This is a genomic window from Rugamonas sp. DEMB1 (assembly GCF_029834475.1).
Taxonomy (GTDB): Bacteria; Pseudomonadota; Gammaproteobacteria; order Burkholderiales; family Burkholderiaceae_D; genus Rugamonas; species Rugamonas rubra.
Genome location: NZ_CP122407.1, coordinates 5,003,678 through 5,022,303, shown reverse-complemented (window position 1 = coordinate 5,022,303; position 18,626 = coordinate 5,003,678). Strand labels below are relative to the sequence as shown.

Annotated in this window: 9 protein-coding genes and 3 pseudogenes; all 12 read left to right on the top strand. The window is 64.0% G+C overall.

The genetic code is table 11. The annotated features are described in order from the left end of the window. The 12 genes and pseudogenes from QC826_RS23175 to QC826_RS23115 all read left to right on the top strand — a co-directional run bounded on the left by QC826_RS23175 (position 1) and on the right by QC826_RS23115 (position 18,613). Positions 1–1,808, top strand: a pseudogene (locus QC826_RS23175) (ABC transporter ATP-binding protein). A gap of 68 nt (positions 1,809–1,876) precedes the next feature. Next, positions 1,877–2,839, top strand: a complete 963-nt coding sequence (locus tag QC826_RS23165; RefSeq protein WP_279762650.1) for a VTT domain-containing protein — start codon at positions 1,877–1,879, stop codon at positions 2,837–2,839. 369 nt (positions 2,840–3,208) lie between these two features. After that, entirely contained in the window at positions 3,209–4,234 is a 1,026-nt protein-coding gene (locus QC826_RS23160; protein ID WP_279762649.1) for a glucokinase, read from the top strand. 353 nt (positions 4,235–4,587) lie between these two features. Beyond that, positions 4,588–5,382 (top strand): SMC-Scp complex subunit ScpB, encoded by a 795-nt coding sequence (gene scpB, locus QC826_RS23155; RefSeq protein WP_279762648.1) that lies wholly within the window; start codon positions 4,588–4,590, stop codon positions 5,380–5,382. After that, a complete protein-coding gene (gene rluB / locus QC826_RS23150) occupies positions 5,369–7,426 on the top strand; it encodes a 23S rRNA pseudouridine(2605) synthase RluB (RefSeq protein WP_279762647.1) in 2,058 nt (685 codons plus the stop codon). The genes scpB and rluB overlap by 14 nt, the downstream gene beginning before the upstream one ends. Before the next feature lie 311 nt (positions 7,427–7,737). Next, positions 7,738–8,227, top strand: a pseudogene (gene rimP, locus QC826_RS23145) (ribosome maturation factor RimP). After that, entirely contained in the window at positions 8,224–9,789 is a 1,566-nt protein-coding gene (gene nusA / locus QC826_RS23140) for a transcription termination factor NusA (RefSeq protein ID WP_099415235.1), read from the top strand. Before rimP ends, nusA begins: the two are co-directional and overlap by 4 nt. Positions 9,790–9,835: 46 nt before the next feature. After that, positions 9,836–12,693, top strand: a pseudogene (gene infB, locus QC826_RS23135) (translation initiation factor IF-2). 89 nt (positions 12,694–12,782) lie between these two features. Then, complete coding sequence (rbfA, locus tag QC826_RS23130; protein ID WP_093387566.1) at positions 12,783–13,202, top strand: 30S ribosome-binding factor RbfA; 420 nt, start codon at positions 12,783–12,785, stop codon at positions 13,200–13,202. Positions 13,203–13,273: 71 nt separating this feature from the next. Continuing rightward, entirely contained in the window at positions 13,274–14,209 is a 936-nt protein-coding gene (truB, locus tag QC826_RS23125; protein ID WP_279762646.1) for a tRNA pseudouridine(55) synthase TruB, read from the top strand. A 238-nt stretch (positions 14,210–14,447) separates the two neighbouring features. Beyond that, complete coding sequence (gene typA / locus QC826_RS23120) at positions 14,448–16,280, top strand: translational GTPase TypA (protein WP_093387735.1); 1,833 nt, start codon at positions 14,448–14,450, stop codon at positions 16,278–16,280. Between the two features lie 239 nt (positions 16,281–16,519). Continuing rightward, entirely contained in the window at positions 16,520–18,613 is a 2,094-nt protein-coding gene (locus QC826_RS23115; RefSeq protein ID WP_279762645.1) for a TonB-dependent receptor, read from the top strand. Positions 18,614–18,626 lie beyond the last annotated feature (13 nt).

Sequence of the window (18,626 nt, the reverse complement as noted above, 5' to 3'; positions counted from 1 at the left end):
ATGGACCATTTGCTCGACGTGCGCGACTTGCGCGTACGGTTTCGAATCGACAAGCACAGCAGCGTCGAGGCGCTCAAAGGCGTCTCCTTCGTGGTGCCGCGCAACAGCACCGTGGCGCTGGTGGGCGAGTCGGGCAGCGGCAAGTCGGTCAGCTCGCTGGCGGTAATGGGCCTGCTGCCGGCCGGCCAGGCGCTGCTCGACCCGGCCAGCCAAATTCTGTTCGCCGGCCAGGACTTGCTGGCGCTGGCGCCCGCCGCGCGCCGCCGCGTCTGCGGCAAGGACATCGCCATGATCTTCCAGGAGCCGATGTCCTCGCTCAACCCGGTGTTCAGCGTCGGCTTCCAGATCGGCGAGGTGCTGCGCCTGCACATGGGCATGAACCGCGCCCAGGCGCGCCTGCGCACCTTGGCGCTGCTCGACGAGGTCGGCATCCCCGACCCGGCGCGCAAGATCGACGCCTATCCGAACCAGTTGTCCGGCGGCCAGCAGCAGCGCGTGATGATCGCCATGGCGATCGCCTGCGCGCCGCAGCTGCTGATCGCCGACGAGCCGACCACCGCGCTCGACGTGACGATCCAGAAACAGATCATCGACTTGCTGGCCCGGCTGCAACGGGAACGGCAGATGTCGGTGCTATTTATTACCCACGACCTCGGCCTGGTCGGCGAGATCGCCGACAGCGTCGTCGTCATGCGCCACGGCGAGGTGCGCGAGGCCGGCCCGGTGCGGCAGATCTTCGACCGGCCGCAGGACGCCTACACCCGCGCGCTGCTGCACTGCCGCCCCCCGCTGGACGCGCGGCCGCGCCGCCTGCCGGTGATCGCCGATTATATGAATGGCGAGCTGGACGGCAAGCCGGGCGGGGCGCTTGGCGCGGCCGGCCGGCCCGGCCCCGGCCCGGGCCCTGCCGCTGCGCCTGCCTTGGCCGGCTTGCGGGACGCCGCGCCGGCATTGGCGGCTTGGCCCGCGCCCGCGCCCGCGCCCGACCGCGTGCGCGGCTACCTGCCGGGCGACGACAAGGTGCTGGTGGTGGAAAACCTGAGCAAGAGCTTCTTCGTGCGCGAGGGCTGGTTCGGCCAGCGCGAGTTCCAGGCCGTCAAGAACGTCTCCTTCACGTTGGCGCGCGGCAAGACGCTGGGCGTGGTCGGCGAATCCGGCTGCGGCAAGACGACGGTCGGCCTGACCTTGCTGCGGCTGCACCAGGCCAGCGGCGGCAGCGCCATGTTCGAGGGCAAGGGCTGCTGGCCATGCCGGCGCGCGAGTACCAGGCCTACAAGCGGCGCATCCAGATCATTTTCCAGAACCCCTACGCCTCCTTGAATCCGCGCTTTACGGTGGGGCAGATCCTGCTCGAACCGATGCGCATCCACCGCATCGGCGCCGACGACCGCGAGCGCAGCGCCAGCGCCCACCGCCTGCTCGACCGGGTCGGCCTGCCGGCGGCCGCCTTCCACCGCTATCCGCACGAGTTCTCCGGCGGCCAGCGGCAGCGCATCGCCATCGCCCGCTGCCTGACCATGCAGCCGGAGATACTGGTGTGCGACGAGTCGGTGTCGGCGCTGGACGTGTCGGTGCAGGCCCAGGTGCTGAACCTGTTGCAGGACTTGCAGGACGAGTTCGGCCTGTCCTACATCTTCATCTCGCACGACCTGGCGGTGGTGCGCTACATCGCCGACCAGGTGATGGTGATGCACCAGGGCGAGGTGGTCGAACTGGCCAATTCGGACGAGCTCTACCGCAACCCGGTCCACCCCTACACGCGGGCCTTGCTGTCGGCCATTCCGCGCGGCGTGGCGGCGGCGAGGTGAGTGTCGCGCGGTGCTGGCGGCGGGCCTTTCCGGCCGTCGCCATGCGGTTTTTGAGATAAGATAGACGAATGTCGAATTTAATACTCCTGCTGCAAGAATATGGCGTGCTGATCGTCTTCGCCGTCGTGCTGGTCGAACAGATCGGCCTGCCCATTCCCGCCTTTCCCATCCTGATCGTGGCCGGCGCGCTGGGCGTCGACGGCGACTTCAGCTGGCCCGCCGTGCTGGCGGTGAGCCTGCTCGCCTGCCTGATCAGCGATTGCTTCTGGTTCGGTGCCGGCCGCCACTACGGCAAGCGCATCCTCAAGCTGCTGTGCCGCATCTCGCTGTCGCCCGACTACTGCGTCAGCCAGACCGAGGACAATTTCAAGCGTTGGGGGCCGAAGGCGCTGATCGTCGCCAAGTTCATTCCCGGCTTCAACACCATCGCCCCGCCGCTGGCCGGCGCCATGGGCACCAGCAACGCCACCTTCCTCGGCTTCAGCGTGCTCGGCGGCTTGCTGTGGAGCGGCACCGGCATCGCCATCGGCGCCTATTTCCACACCAGCGTCGACCAGGTGCTGGGCATCCTCAGCACCATGGGCACCACCGCTCTGGTCGTGTTGGTCGTGTTGCTGTTGTTGTTCATCTCGTTCAAGTATGTCGAGCGCAAGCGCTTCCACCAGTCGGTCGAGATCGAACGCATCAGCATCCATGATTTGAAGCAGTTGATGGAGCAGGGCCAGGAGCCGGTGCTGGTGGACGCGCGCAGCGCCACCGCGCAAATGCTCGAGCCTTCCGTGCCCGGCGCGGTGCTGTTCAACGGCGGCGATCCGCTGACGGCGCTGGCCGCCTTCGGCAAGGACCAGCACATCGTCGTGTATTGCAGCTGCCCCAACGACGTGACGGCCGCCCATGTGGCCAAGCAACTGCTGGCCCACGGCTACCACCGCGCCAAGCCCCTGCACGGCGGCCTGGAGGCGTGGAACACCGCCTTCGCGGCGGAACGCCCGGTGCCGGCGGAAGCGCTCGGCCAGGGCATGCCGCAGTAGGTTTTTTCCGGTGCCGAGCACCGTCGGGCCAAGTTCCAGGGTCAGACCCTAGGGTCTGACCCTCGGTTGCGCCGTTGGCGTCTATGCCCCCCCCTAGCTCCATGGGCTGCCACCTCGTGCGCGAATCCCCCGTGCCGCCGGTCCGCCAGGCAAATCATTCGCCGCCTTTTCCTCGCCAAATCATCGCCTTCGGACACGCCGCCGCAGGCTATCGCCGCGCGCCATCCGGTAGTCATACTACGAGGAGAATATTTCAAATTGTAAGTTTTTGTTCTGAGTGTGGCTTGTGATGTACTAAAACTACAAACAGACCTTGCGCCTGAGCCGGGGAATACTTTAAGCTTAAGCATCCTTTCTCATTCCTCGATCATGACAGCCCAGTCCCTCCCAACGTCGTCCGCCCCCACCTCCGGTTTCGCCAACGGCCCCCGTTTGTTGGCCGACATCGGCGGCACCAACGCGCGCTTCGCGCTGGAGACGGCGCCCGGCAAGATCGAACTGATCGAGGTGCTGGCCTGCGCCGACTATCCGACCCTGGCGGCGGCCCTGCTGGCCTACCTGGCCTCGCCGGCCGTGACGGCGGCCGGCGTGCTCGGCGTGCGTTTGGGCGCCATCGCCATCGCCAACCCGGTCACCGGCGACCTGGTGCGCATGACCAACCACCACTGGGAATTCTCCATCGAGGCGCTGCGCCTGGCCTGCGGCTTCGACACCCTGGTCGTGGTCAACGACTTCACCGCCTTGGCCCGCTCGCTGCCGCTGTTGTCGCAGGCGCAGAAGCGCCAGGTCGGCGGCGGCGCCGCCGTGGCCGACAGCGCCATCGGCCTGATCGGCGCCGGCACCGGCCTCGGCGTGTCCGGCCTGGTGCCGTCGCGCAGCGGCTGGACGGCCCTGCTCAGCGAGGGCGGCCACGTCAGCTTCTCGCCGATGAACGAGACCGAGGTGGCGATCCTGCGCTTCGCCTGGCGCGAGTTCGACCACGTTTCGGCCGAGCGCCTGATGTCGGGCATCGGCATCGAACTGATCTACCGCGCCCTGGCCGACCACGCCGACATGCCGGCCGAGAACCTGTCGGCGCCGGAGATCGCCCGCCGCGCCCTGGTCGGCGAGTGCACCCTGTGCGACGAGGTGATCGAGGCCTTCTGCTGCATGCTCGGCACCGTCGCCGGCAACATCGCCGTGACCCTGGGCGCGCAGGGCGGTATCTATATAGGCGGCGGCATCGTGCCGCGCCTGGGCCAGCGCTTCGACCGCTCCGGCTTCCGCGCCCGCTTCGAGCAGAAGGGCCGCTTCGCCAAGTATCTGGCGCAGGTGCCCACCTTCGTCATCACCGCCGACTACCCGGCTTTTGTTGGTGTATCCGCAATCTTGTCCGAAAAGCTTTCCTTGGCGTAAGCTGTGTTACATATCCTGGTGTGGAAATGCGCTATTCGCGCTTTTATCAGGTACAATTCGGATTGTTGGATGAAACGGTATTGATCGTTTGTATAGTTGCACGTGCGTTTTCGCCCGAAAGCGGCGTGCCTGGATCGCGTTTCACTTTGAAATCAACGGTCACTGCTGCTGTGTCGCAGGCCGTCGGTGGCATGTCTCTCCACCTGTAACACTCCCGCTCGGCGCGCATCGGCCCGGGCGTCGGACAAACAGCTTCAGCGAGTACTCCTTCCTGGCGACACGGCGTGTCGGTCAACGGCCTCACTGAATGTGATTGATTTCTTTCTTGCATTTGATGCAACCACAAGATTGCTATGGATACAGTTGAGGCGAAAAGAGTCCTCGAAACCGCGTTGCTGTGCGCGCAAGAGCCCTTGTCGATACATAGTTTGAAAAAACTGTATGTCGAGCTCGATGACCAGGGCAGGCCGCGCGGCGCCGGAGTGGGTGCCGATACGATCAAGGACTTGCTGGAGCAGTTGCGTTTGGACTGGGCCGGCAAGGGCATCGAAGTAGTCAGCCTGTCGACCGGCTGGCGCTTCCAGAGCCGCCCCGAGATGAAGTTGTATCTCGACCGCATGAGCCCCGAAAAGCCGCCAAAATATTCGCGCGCGACCATGGAAACCCTGGCCATCATCGCCTACCGGCAACCGGTGACGCGTGGTGATATCGAGGAGATCCGTGGCGTCGCCGTCAATTCACAGACGATCAAGATGCTGGAAGACCGTGGTTGGGTCGACGCCATCGGCTATCGCGACGTGGTCGGGCGGCCGGCCTTGCTGGGCACCACCAAGCAGTTTTTGGATGATTTGGGTTTGAATTCGCTGTCCCAGCTGCCGCCGTTGCAGCAAATCAGCGATACGCAGGGCAGCAAGCCGGATATGGAAGCGCTGGAGGCGGCCCTGCAGGAGAATTTTGATCGAGCGGCTGAAGATGCCGCCCAACATGTTGGTACGGAAAATGAGGAGCTTGTGGCCGACGACGTCACGGCAAGCCCGGACGCCGGCCACGATGCTTTAGTTGTAGATGAAGCACCTACTCACGACCCCGCGCCAGATTTAACGGTTGACGCTGAGCACAACCAAGAAATGAATAATGAACAATCCTAATACCGAAGAGACAGTCCCAGGCGCAGTCGCCGCCGAAGTGGCCGCCAAACCGAAACGCCGCACCAAGGCGCAGATCGAAGCCGACGCGGCCGTGGCCGCAGAGTCCGGCGCGCCCGCCAAGCCTAAGCGCAAGCCGAAGGCCGAGGCCGCCGCCGTCGACGGCGCCGCCGCCGTGGCCGCGCCAGCCGGCGACGAAGCCGCGCCGGCCAAGAAGCCGCGCGCCAAGCCGGCCGCCAAGCCGGCCGCAGTCGCCGCCGCAGCCGATGGCGCCGCGGCAGCGCAAGCCGCCCCGGCAGTAGAAGCGCCAGGCGCTCCTGCCGTAGCCGGCGAGCGCGGTCCGCGCCCACCGCGCGGCCCACGCCAGATGCGCGAGCAGCGCGCCGCCCGCCAAGCCATGATGCCGCGTCCGGAGCCGGTCGCCGCAGGCGAGGGCGAAGTCGCCGCCGAAGGCGCCTGGCCGGCCGACGGCAAGCCACGCCACGAGCGCGGTCCGCGCAACGACACGCGCGGCGCCGGCAAGGGCGCGCACAAGGGCAAGGGCGGCAAGCCGCAGCCACACGGCGCCGCAGCGCCGACGGACGATGCCGATGCGGTGTTCTCCTATGTCACCTCGGACGACTTCGACAGCGAAGAGCCGAAAGCACGCTACCAGGCCCCGGCCAAAGTGGTGCGCCGCGACCTGACCTCGGACGACGACGCGCCCAAGCTGCACAAGGTGCTGGCCGAAGCCGGTCTCGGTTCGCGCCGCGACATGGAAGACTTGATCCTCGCCGGCCGCGTCTCGGTCAACGGCGAGCCGGCCCACATCGGCCAGCGCATCCTGGCCACCGACCACGTCCGCCTGAACGGCAAACTGATCCAGCGCCGCGTCAGCAAGAAGCCGCCGCGCGTGCTGGTCTACCACAAGCCGGCCGGCGAGATCGTCAGCCACGACGACCCGGACGGCCGTCCATCCGTGTTCGACCGCCTGCCGACCATGAAGGCCGGCAAATGGCTGGCCGTCGGCCGCCTCGACTTCAACACCGAAGGCCTGCTGCTGTTCACCACCTCCGGTGACCTGGCCAACCGCCTGATGCACCCGCGCTACCACATCGACCGCGAATACGCGGTGCGTACGCTGGGCGAGCTGGAAGAGGGCATGCGCCAGAAGCTGCTGGCCGGCGTCGAGTTGGAAGACGGCATGGCGCAGTTCACCAAGATCGCCGACGGCGGCGGCGAGGGCATCAACAAGTGGTATCGCGTGATCATCGGCGAAGGCCGCAACCGCGAGGTGCGCCGCATGTTCGAGGCGATCGGTCTGACCGTCTCGCGCCTGATCCGTACCCGCTACGGCGCGATGACCCTGCCAAGCAACCTGAAGCGCGGTCGCTGGGAAGAAATGGAAGAAAACGCCGTGCGCGAAATGCTGACGGCGTATGGCGTCGAGAAGAAGATTCCGGTCAGCGCCGAGAGCCGTGGTCCGAAGGGCAACGGCCCGCGTCCGTCGCGTCCGAACGAGCGCGCCGAGCGTCCTGAGCGCAGCGAGCGTCCGGGTCGTGGCGACTACGCCGAGCGCGAGGAGCGCGAGGACCGCGACGAGCCGAACTTCAACCGTCCGGACGTCAGCAACAGCAACGCCGATCCGTTCCCGAAAGGTCCGCGCGGCGGCATGGGTCGCTCGCAAGGCGGCTACCAGGGTCAAGGCCAGGGACGTCCAGGCGGCGCCGGCCAAGGCATGGGGCGCCCAGGCGGCGCCGGCCAGGGCACGGGTCGTCCGGGTGGCCGTCCGCAAGGCATTGGCGCCTACGCTGGCGGTCGTCCGCTGGGCGCGCCGTACGAAGGTCCGGCCCGTGGCCCGCGCGGCCAGGGTGGCCAGGGTGGCCAAGGCGGCCAGGGTGGCCAGGGCGGCGGCATGGGGCAGGGCGCGAAAGGCCCGCGCGGTCCACGCCAGCCCGATCCGCTGCAGACGACTTTTGGTTTCGGCAACGCCTCGGCGCCGCGTCGCAACCAGCCGCCGCGCGGCGGTGCCATCGACCACGGCATGCCGCGTCGCCGCAAGGGTTAAACGCGCGGCCGGCGCGGCCCGCCGTCCTCGCGACGGCAGGCCGCGCGGCCCGTGAAGCCGCTGTTTTACTGGCCTAGCGGCCTGTACTGCTCTGTTGTACGCCTGCCTCTGCCGGTAGCGCGGCATTGCGGAGCGGACGATATGCGGTTATAATAACCAGCCTAGTAAAAGTCTTCGCAGGGTAATTTGCTGAGAGTGCTTTCATCTGGTTGGTAATACAGGAAGATGGGCAGATGCCCATTTTTTTTTGGTGAACCGTTTTGAACGGTCCGTTTTCATCCGTGGAACGGGCCTTGATCTGGAGAATTTTCTTGCAGCTGCCGGAATTAATTGAAAAGACCGTAGCCGGTCTGGGCTATGAGCTGGTTGATGTCGAACGGGCCGAGCGTGGACTGTTGCGCGTGTATATCGATTTCACCGCAGCCGATGCTGCCGAAAAAGGCCCGATCACCGTAGAGGATTGCGCCACCGTCAGCCACCAGCTGTCGCACGTGCTGACGGTCGAGAACGTGAACTACGAGCGTCTCGAAATCTCGTCGCCGGGGCTGGACCGCCCGGTGCGCAAGCTGGAAGACTTTGTGCGGTTTGCCGGATGCGAAGTCATCGTCAAACTGCGCGTGGCCATGCCGGATAGTAATAACCGGAAATCGTTCCAGGGCGTTCTGCAAGAACCCCAGGGCGAGAATTTGGCCTTGGAATTTGAAGGAAAAGATGGTCCGGCGATGTTGGAGTTTACGCTTCGCCGATGTGGATAAGGCACGCTTGGTGCCGCAGGTGGATTTTAAGGGACGCAAAGCATGAGTCGCGAAGTTTTGTTATTGGTAGACGCGCTGGCGCGTGAAAAAAACGTCGATAAAGATGTCGTATTCGGCGCGCTGGAATTCGCGTTGGCGCAAGCCACGAAGAAACGCTATGAAGGTGAAGTCGATATTCGCGTTTCGATCGACCGCGAGTCGGGTGAGTTCGAATCCTTCCGCCGCTGGCACGTGGTGCCGGACGAGGCGGGCCTGCAGCTGCCGGATCAAGAGATCCTGCACTTCGAAGCCAAGGAACAGATCGCCGACATCGAAGTCGACGACCACATCGAAGAACCGATCGAATCCGTCGAGTTCGGCCGCCGCTTCGCCCAGGACACCAAGCAAGTGGTCCTGCAGCGCGTGCGTGACGCCGAGCGCGAACAGATCCTGGTCGACTTCCTGGAGCGCGGCGACTCGCTCGTCACCGGCACCATCAAGCGCATGGAACGCGGCGACGCGATCGTGGAATCGGGCAAGATCGAAGCGCGCCTGCCGCGCGACCAGATGATCCCGAAGGAAAACCTGCGTATCGGCGACCGCGTCCGCGCCTTCATCCTGCGTATCGACCGCAACATGCGCGGCCCGCAAGTGATCCTGTCGCGCACCGCGCCGGAATTCATCATGAAGCTGTTCGAGCTGGAAGTGCCGGAAATCGAACAAGGCATGCTGGAAATTAAATCCGCCGCCCGCGACGCCGGCGTGCGCGCCAAGATCGCCGTGTTCACCTCGGACAAGCGGATCGACCCGATCGGCACCTGTGTCGGCATGCGCGGTTCCCGCGTCCAGGCCGTCACCGGCGAGCTGGGCGGCGAACGAGTCGACATCGTGCTGTGGTCGGAAGATCCGGCCCAGTTCGTCATCGGCGCGCTGGCCCCGGCCAACGTCTCGTCGATCATGGTCGACGAAGAGAAGCACGCCATGGACGTCGTGGTCGACGAGGAAAACCTGGCCATCGCCATCGGCCGCTCGGGCCAGAACGTGCGCCTGGCCGCCGATCTGACCGGCTGGAAAATCAACATCATGACGGCCGAGGAATCGGCCGACAAGGCAGCCCAGGAAACGGCCGCGGTGCGCGCCCTGTTCATGGAAAAACTGGACGTCGACCAAGAAGTGGCCGACATCCTGGTGGAAGAAGGCTTTGCCAGCCTGGAAGAAATCGCCTACGTGCCGATCTCCGAAATGTTGGAAATCGAATCGTTCGACGAGGATACCGTCAATGAACTCCGTACCCGTGCCCGTGATGCGCTGGTCACCGAAGCGATCGCTTCGGAAGAGGGACTGGAAGGCATGGACGAGGCGTTGGTTGGTCTGGAAGGCATGGACCGCATCACCGCCGGCAAGCTGGGTCTGGCTGGTATCAAGACCGTGGCTGAATTTAGTGCGTTGGCCTACGACGAATTCGGTGCCATTTTGGCACTGTCCGCCGACCGCGCACGTGAACTGATTAAGAGTGAATTTGAAGATGTGACCGACGATGAGATGAAGTTGGTTGACTCAAAGTACGACGATCGTGCCAAGGCCCTCCAGGCCAAAGCATGGAGTCTTGCCGAATCCGCAAAGGCTTAATTTGAGTATCTTTATCATCTCCGCGACACATAGAAAAGAGGACTGAATGGCGAGTAACAACGTAGCCCAATTTGCCACCGAACTGAAGATGCCTGCAGATTTGCTGCTGACGCAGCTGCGTTCTGCCGGCGTCGAAAAAAGTTCGACGTCAGATCCATTGTCGAAAGATGATAAGGATAAGCTGCTGGATCACCTGCGTCGCACCCACGGCGCGGCGGCTGACACCGAAAAGAAAAAGATCACGCTGACGCGCAAGGAAACCACCGAGATCAAGCAGGCCGACGCCACTGGCAAGTCGCGCACGATCCAGGTCGCCGTCAAGAAGGTACGCACCTTCGTGCAACGCGACGACGTGCCGGCACCGGCAGCACCTGCCGCGCCCGCCGTTGCCGTGGCCGACCCGGCCGATATCGCGCGCCGTGAGGAAGAGGCCCGCAAGCAGGTCGAACTGATCGCCCGTCAAGAAGCCGACCTGCGCGAGAAGCAAGAGCGCCTGGCCAAGCTGGACGCCGAGAAGGACGCCCAAGCCAAGGCCAACGCCGAAGCCGAAGCGGCCGCCAAGAAGGAAGCCGACGCCGAAGCCAAGAAGGCCGCCGCCAAGGCCGCCGCCGCCGCGACCGCGGTCGCCGCCGGCAGCGCGCCGGCCGCCGACAGCGCAGCGGAAGAGAAGAAGGCCGCCGCCGCCGAGGAAGCCAAGAAGAAAGCCGCGCAAGCCGCCAAGGAAGCCGCCGAAAAGGCCGAAGCGACCGACCGCGCCCGCAAGGCCGTGGCCGACGAGGTGGCCCAGATCAAGGCGATGATGAACGCGCCGCGCCGCGCCATCAAGGCTCCCGAGCCGGTCGCCCCGGTCGTCGCCGTCAAGCCGAAACCGCCTGAAGGCACGCTGCACAAGCCCGCCGACAAGAAGCCCGGCGAGAAAAAAGACGACAAGAAACCTGTCACCGCCGACAAGAAATCGATCAAATCGGCGAACGTTTCGTCGACCTGGTCGGACGACGCGAAAAAACGCGGCGCGCCAGGCAACAGCGCCAACAAGGGCCGTGGCGGTCCGTCGACCGGCCGCGACAGCTGGCGCGGTGGTGCCAAGGGCCGTCGTCCTTCGCACTCGGACGATCGCGAAACCAACTTCCAGGCCCCAACCGAGGCCGTGATCAAGGACGTCTACGTACCGGAAACCATCACCGTGGCCGAACTGGCCCACAAGATGTCGGTCAAGGCTTCCGAGGTCATCAAGCAGTTGATGAAACTGGGCCAGATGTGCACCATCAACCAGGTGCTGGACCAGGAAACGGCCATGATTCTGGTCGAGGAGATGGGCCACAAAGCCTTCGCCGCCGAACAGGACGATCCGGAAGCGCTGCTGGCCGACCAGGGTGAGCACGCTCACTTTGAATCGGTGCCGCGCGCACCGGTGGTCACCGTCATGGGTCACGTCGACCACGGCAAGACTTCGCTGCTCGATTACATCCGCCGCGCCAAAGTGGCGTCGGGCGAAGCCGGCGGCATCACGCAGCACATCGGTGCCTACCACGTGGAAACCCCGCGCGGCACCATCACCTTCCTGGATACCCCGGGTCACGAAGCCTTTACGGCGATGCGTGCCCGTGGCGCCAAGGCCACCGACATCGTCATCCTGGTGGTGGCGGCGGACGATGGCGTGATGCCACAAACCAAGGAAGCGATCGCCCACGCCAAGGCGGCCGGCGTGCCCCTGGTTGTCGCGATCAACAAGATCGACAAACCGGGTGGCAATCTGGACCGCGTGACGCAGGAACTGGTCGCCGAGCAGGTTCTGCCGGAAGAATACGGTGGCGAATCGCCATTCGTGCCGGTGTCGGCCAAGACCGGCGAGGGCATCGACGCCCTGCTGGAACAGGTTCTGCTGCAGGCCGAGATTCTGGAACTGAAGGCACCGATCGATGCGCCGGCCCGTGGCCTGGTGGTCGAGGGCCGTCTGGACAAGGGCAAGGGCCGGTCGCGACGATCCTGGTGCAGTCCGGCACCCTGCGTCGCGGCGACGTGATCCTGGCCGGCTCCTCGTATGGCCGCGTGCGCGCCATGTTGGACGAGAACGGCAAGCCGATCAGCGAAGCCGGTCCGTCGATCCCGGTCGAAATCCAGGGCCTGACCGAAGTGCCGCAAGCCGGCGAGGAAGTCATGGTCATGGCCGACGAGCGCAAGGCGCGTGAAATCGGTCTGTTCCGTCAAGGTAAGTTCCGCGACGTGAAACTGGCCAAACAGCAAGCCGCGAAGCTGGAAAACATGTTCGACCAGATGGCCGAAGGCGAGGTCAAAAACCTGCCGATGATCATCAAGACCGACGTGCAGGGTTCGCAAGAAGCACTGGTCAGCTCGCTGCAGAAGCTGTCGACCTCGGAAGTGCGCGTGCAGGTGGTCCATGCGGCCGTCGGCGGCATCACCGAGTCCGACGTCAACTTGGCGGTCGCCTCGAAAGCGGTCATCATCGGCTTCAACGCCCGTGCCGACGCCCAGGCGCGCAAGCTGGCCGAGTCGAACGGCGTCGACATCCGCTACTACAACATCATCTACGACGCGATCGACGAAATTCGTTCGGCCTTGTCGGGCATGTTGGCACCGGAAAAACGCGAAACCGTCATCGGCCAGGTCGAGATTCGCCAGGTCATCCTGGTCTCGAAGGTCGGCGCGGTCGCCGGTTGCCTGGTCACCGACGGTGTGGTCAAGCGCAATTCCTCGGTGCGCCTGCTGCGCAACAACATCGTGGTGTGGAGCGGCGAGATCGACTCGCTCAAACGCTTCAAGGACGACGCGAAAGATGTCCGCGCCGGTCTGGAGTGCGGCCTGTCGCTGAAGAACTACAACGACATCCAGGTTGGCGACACCCTGGAAGTGTTCGAAGTTCAGGAAATCGCCCGTACGCTGTAAGCGCTGTCGATTAGAGTGGTTTGACCGGGTGGACGGGCGCATAATTGCTCCCGTCCACTTGTTATTTAAAGAAAAGCAATTCCGAATTTATGGCTAAACACAGTAAAAACATCCCCGCGCGCGGCTTGCGCGTGGCCGACCAGATCCAGCGCGACCTGTCGGAAATCATCGCCTACGAGTTGAAAGACCCGCGCGTCGGCATGATCACCATCACCGAGGTGCAGGTCACGCCGGACTACGCCCACGCCAAGGTATTCTTCACCATGCTCAAAGACAGCAAGGAAGACATCAAGAACACCTGCGACGGCCTGCACGCGGCGGCCGGCTACATGCGCGGCCAGCTGGGCAAGCGCCTGCACATCCACACGCTGCCGGCGCTGCACTTCGTGCACGACAGCTCGACCGCGCGCGGCATGGAGTTGTCGCTGCTGATCGACCAGGCCAACGCCACCCGCTCCAAGGACGACGAGCAGGCGCAGCAGGAACCAACGGACAAGGACGCCGAGTAAGCTTGCAGTGGCCGGCGCGGCCGGCCAAGTCCGGTGCTGTGCCGTCGCCCACGCGGCAGGAGCGCACACACATGAAGCAAAACCATCCGAAACGAGTCCGCGACTTGGTCGACGGCGTGCTGTTGCTCGACAAGCCGGTCGGCTTTTCCAGCAACGACGCGCTGATCAAGGCCAAGCGCGTGCTCAACGCCAAGAAGGCCGGCCACACCGGCACCCTCGACCCCTTCGCCACCGGCCTGCTGCCGTTGTGCTTCGGCGAGGCCACCAAGTTCTCGCAGGACTTGCTCGAGGCCGACAAGACCTACGACACCACCGTGCATCTGGGCCAGACCACCGACACCGGCGACACCGAGGGCCTGGTGGTCGAGAGCCATCCGGTCGACGTGACGGTGGAGCAGATCGAGGCCGTGCTGGCGCGTTTCCGCGGCCCCATCGCCCAGGTGCCGCCGATGTATTCGGCGCTCAAGCGCGACGGCAAGCCGCTCTACGAGTACGCCCGCGCCGGCATCACGCTGGAGCGCGAGGCGCGCAATGTGATCATCCACAAGCTTGAGTTGATCAGCTACGAGGCGCCGTTCCTCAAACTGTCGGTCAAATGCAGCAAGGGCACCTACATCCGCGTGCTGGGCCAGGACATCGGCGAGGCGCTCGGCTGCGGCGCCCACCTGAACGCGCTGCGCCGCACCCAGGTCGGCCCGCTGACCATCGATGGCATGTTGACGCTGGACGCGCTGGTGGCCCACCCGGAGCCGCTGAGCCTGCTGGCGCCGGTCGATGCGCTGCTGGCCAGCTTCCCGGCCGTCCAGCTGACCGCCGAGCTGGCCAAGCGCTTCCTGCAGGGCCAGCGCCTGGCGCTGGGCAAGGACGTCGAGTCGCTGCCCGGTCCGCTGCCGGCCGAGCAGGGCAGGGTCCGCGTCTATCTCGACGACAAGCTGCTCGGCACCGGCCAACTGGGCGAGTACAGCATCCTGGCGCCCGAGCGCCTGATCGCCACCGCGCACACCTAAGCATCGCCACGGACGGCGCCAGCAGGCGCCTGCCTCGCCTTGATTTCCCCCGCCCGCGCCGGCGGGTTTTTTTTACGTTCGCGCGGCGTGCACAATTGCGCTAAATCTTTGAATCGCGAGGATTTTTTGAACTGAGGCAATGCCGCATGCTATACTACGCGGTTCCAGAAATTGGCAAGCAACCGAACACCTCCGTACACGCTGTACGCCCCCGCAGTTTTTCAGCAAATAAATGACCATGTCTACTACAAAACGCGCAATTCGCAACATCGCTATCATCGCCCACGTTGACCACGGTAAAACTACCCTCGTCGACAAACTGCTGCGCCAGTCCGGTACCTTCCGCGACAACCAGCAAGTTGAAACCCGCGTGATGGACTCGAACGACCTTGAAAAAGAACGCGGCATTACCATTCTGTCGAAGAACTGCGCCGTTGAGTACGAAGGCACCCACATCAACATCGTCGACACCCCAGGCCACGCCGACTTCGGCGGCGAAGTGGAACGTGTTCTGTCGATGGTGGACTCGGTTCTGCTGCTGGTCGACGCCCAAGAAGGCCCGATGCCACAGACCCGCTTCGTGACCCGCAAGGCACTGGCGCTGGGCCTGAAGCCTATCGTCGTCGTCAACAAGATCGACCGTCCGGGCGCCCGTCCTGACTGGGCCATCAACGCCACCTTCGAACTGTTCGACAAACTCGGCGCGACCGACGAGCAACTGGACTTCCCAGTCGTCTACGCCTCGGCCCTGAACGGCTACGCCTCGCTGGACGACAGCGTCCGCGAAGGCGACATGAAGCCGCTGTTCGAAGCGATCCTGAAGCACGTGCCTTCGCGTGACGACGATCCGGACGGTCCGCTGCAGATGCAAATCACCTCGCTGGACTACTCGTCCTACGTCGGCAAAATCGGTATCGGCCGCGTTTCGCGCGGTCGCGTGCGCACCGGCCAGGACGTCATCGTCCTGAACGGTCCGGATTCGACCCCGATCAAGGGCCGCATCAACCAGGTGCTGAACTTCAAAGGCCTGGAGCGCGTGCTGGTTGACGAAGCCGTCGCCGGCGACATCATCCTGATCAACGGTATCGAAGAAATCGGCATCGGCTCGACCATCTGCGCACCGGACACCCCGGACGCGATGGAAATGCTGACCGTCGACGAGCCAACGCTGACCATGAACTTCATGGTCAACAACTCGCCACTGGCCGGCCGCGAAGGCAAGTTCGTCACCAGCCGTCAGCTGCGCGACCGCCTGGACAAAGAACTGAAAGCCAACGTCGCCCTGCGCGTTGCGCCGACCGACGACGACACGATCTTCGAAGTATCGGGCCGCGGCGAGCTGCACCTGACCATCCTGATCGAAAACATGCGTCGCGAAGGCTTCGAGCTGGCCGTGTCGCGTCCACGCGTGGTCTACAAAATGGTCGATGGCGTGCGCCACGAGCCGTTCGAACTGCTGACCGTTGACGTCGAAGAAGCCAACCAAGGCGGCGTGATGGAAGAACTGGGCCGTCGTCGCGGCGACCTGCAGAACATGGAATCGGATGCCAAGGGCCGTGTACGCCTGGAATACCGCATCCCTGCACGTGGCCTGATCGGCTTCCAGTCGGAGTTCATGACCCTGACCCGTGGTACTGGCTTGATGAGCCACATCTTCGACGAGTACGCAGCGGTCGACAACACCCGTGGCGAAATGGCCGGCCGTCGTAACGGCGTGCTGATCTCGCAGGACGACGGCGCCGCCGTTGCCTACGCTCTGTGGAAACTGCAGGATCGCGGCCGTATGTTCGTGGTCCACAACGACCCAGTGTACGAAGGCATGATCATCGGTATCCACTCGCGCGACAACGATCTGGTGGTCAACCCGATCAAGGGCAAGCAGCTGACCAACGTGCGTTCGTCGGGTACCGACGAAGCCGTGCGCCTGGTGCCGCCGGTTCAGATGTCGCTGGAATACGCCGTTGAATTCATCGCCGACGACGAACTGGTGGAAATCACGCCTAAGTCGATCCGTCTGCGTAAGCGCTTCCTGAAAGAGAACGAGCGCAAGAAAGCATCGCGCGACGCGTAATAGCGTTTCGCAGCAGCGCGGGTGGCGGTAGCCGCCCGCAGCAAAACCCGCCGTGTTCGCATGACCTGAAAAGGTGATGCGGACACGGCGGGTTTGTCGTTTGTGGAGCCGTCAACGTCACATCTTAAATATGCGCCTAATTATTGTTTAGAAACTTTATAATATTGGCATGCAATCCAACCAAGAGTCCGCCGCTAACATTGTCCACCCAACGGTGGCATTGATGGCTACGCCGCTGCATGATCGCCTGCGTGCCTAGGGCGGCACTTTCATTGATACTGCTCGGGCTCGTCGCGCTGCCGGAGGCGTCGCGCGCGCAGGAGAAGGAGGCGGCAAGCGCAACGGTTGTGGTGGCGGGAAAGAGGGAAGCGGTCGTCAAAAAGCTGGATAAGACTGTCTACGACGTTGCCAACTCGACCAGGGCGGCAAACGGTACGGCGCAAGATGTGTTGCAATCGACGCCAGAGGTGTCGGTGTCGGCCGATGGGCAAATCTCGGTCAAGGGTAATACCCGGGTCACGGTCTTGGTCAACGGCAAGCCGACGGCGATCACCTCGGGCTCGGGCGACGAGCGGGCGCTGGCGCTACAGACCATGAGCGGCGCGGACATTGCCAGCATCGAGGTCATCACCAATCCGTCCGCTGCCTACCAGGCCAATGGCGGCGCGATCCTCAACATCGTGTTGAAGCGAAACCGCAAGCCGGGCGCACACGCACAGATCCAGGGCAGCGCCACCGACCAAGGATTATGGAATGTCGGCAGCGCGGGCGACATGACGCGGGATAGTTTGAGCCTGCACGGCAACCTGGCGTTCCGCCATGACGGCACGCTGAAAATCCGCCAGTCGGCGGTAGACTGGAATAATCCACTTGGCGGCCAAACCGGACAGACGCGGCAGACTTCGGAGGTGTTCGTCCGTCGCACCGTCGAAAGCGCGGCACTGAGCCTCGATCGTGCCTTGAGCGACACGGATAGCTTGAGCCTGTCGGCACGGCACAACGCGCGCCGCTCGCGTCCGCTGTTCGACGTGCTCAACGAGGAGCGTAGCGGCGCTGCGGAAACCATTTACCATCGTATTTCCGACGGTCCAAACGAGCAGTCGGACAACAGCGCCAGTGTGAGTTTCAGCCACCAGGACAGGGGCGCGGCACTGAAGGCAATGGTTCAGCACAGCGCGACGAAGGGGCTGATCGACAAGTCGTATAGCGACGTGTTTTTAGAACCGGCTGGCGCCAGCGCCTACAGTCACGGCACCACCAAGTCGGCGCGCCACCTCAGCCAGGCCACGGTCGACTGGAGCCGCTCGACCGAACAGGGCCAGTGGGGCATGGGCCTGGATCTCCAGCGCAAAGTCGACGACCTCTATAACTATCAGGCGCTGGTCGATCCTTCGACAGGCGCCGAGACGCCCGACCTGAACACCAGCAACGGTTATGCCGTGAAGACCACGCTGCACGCGGCGTATTTGACCGACCAGATCCGCTACGAAAAATGGGAGGTGTTGTTGGGAGGACGGGCCGAACGCATGGCGCTCCAGGTGAGTCCGGCGCAGAGCGGCATGCAAACGGCGCATTGGCGGGCATTCAATCCCAGCCTTCACGCGCAATATGCCGTCAGCGACAAGGTCGACCTGACGCTGAGTTATCGCCGCAGTGTGCAGATGCCGGACCCGCGCGATCTCAATCCCTTCACCACTTATGTCGATGCGCAAAATTTGAGTCGCGGCAACCCCAGGCTCAAGCCGCAGCTGCTGAGCTCTTGGGAGATCGGCGGCAATGTCGAGGCGGGGCAGCTGAGCGGCAGTCTGAACGCCTTCTTTCGTAGCAGCCGCGAGACGGTGGCGGATGCGCGCAGTTTTGCCGACAAGGTGCTGCTTACCTCGAAGCAGAACGGCGGCAGGGCGCGCTCGACCGGCATCACCGGGTCTGTCGATTGGACGCCGGACGCGACGCTGCGTTTGGGTATGGACGGCGGCGCGTACGGCGTGATGCTTGATACGCCCGATCTTTCCGGCCCCGTGCGGCAGAACGCCGTCTCGGGCTATGTCAACTTCAGAGCGGCGTATAGCGGCGGACACGACGACGTGTCGCTCGATGCGCATGTCCAGTCGGCGGGGATAACCCCGCTGGGCCGATATGGGGCGACCAGCAGCGTCAATTTAAGCTGGAAGCACCAAGTGAGTAAGACACTCAGCTTGACGGTCAACGCCAATGATATTTTCGATGGCAGCAAGCGCCGCTATTGGATCGATACGAGCACATTCCGTCAGGCCGGCTTCGATCATTTCGTCGCGCGGCGCATCTATGTGGGCTTTGTAAAAAAGTTCGAATGAGGCCGAGGATGGC

Excerpts from the sequence above, each read along its gene's own strand:
- QC826_RS23165 (WP_279762650.1), top strand. The coding sequence starts at position 1,877 with ATGTCGAATTTAATACTCCTGCTGCAAGAATATGGCGTGCTGATCGTC.
- QC826_RS23160 (WP_279762649.1), top strand. The coding sequence starts at position 3,209 with ATGACAGCCCAGTCCCTCCCAACGTCGTCCGCCCCCACCTCCGGTTTC.
- scpB (WP_279762648.1), top strand. The coding sequence starts at position 4,588 with ATGGATACAGTTGAGGCGAAAAGAGTCCTCGAAACCGCGTTGCTGTGC.
- rluB (WP_279762647.1), top strand. The coding sequence starts at position 5,369 with ATGAACAATCCTAATACCGAAGAGACAGTCCCAGGCGCAGTCGCCGCC.
- nusA (WP_099415235.1), top strand. The coding sequence starts at position 8,224 with ATGAGTCGCGAAGTTTTGTTATTGGTAGACGCGCTGGCGCGTGAAAAA.
- rbfA (WP_093387566.1), top strand. The coding sequence starts at position 12,783 with ATGGCTAAACACAGTAAAAACATCCCCGCGCGCGGCTTGCGCGTGGCC.
- truB (WP_279762646.1), top strand. The coding sequence starts at position 13,274 with ATGAAGCAAAACCATCCGAAACGAGTCCGCGACTTGGTCGACGGCGTG.
- typA (WP_093387735.1), top strand. The coding sequence starts at position 14,448 with ATGTCTACTACAAAACGCGCAATTCGCAACATCGCTATCATCGCCCAC.
- QC826_RS23115 (WP_279762645.1), top strand. The coding sequence starts at position 16,520 with ATGATCGCCTGCGTGCCTAGGGCGGCACTTTCATTGATACTGCTCGGG.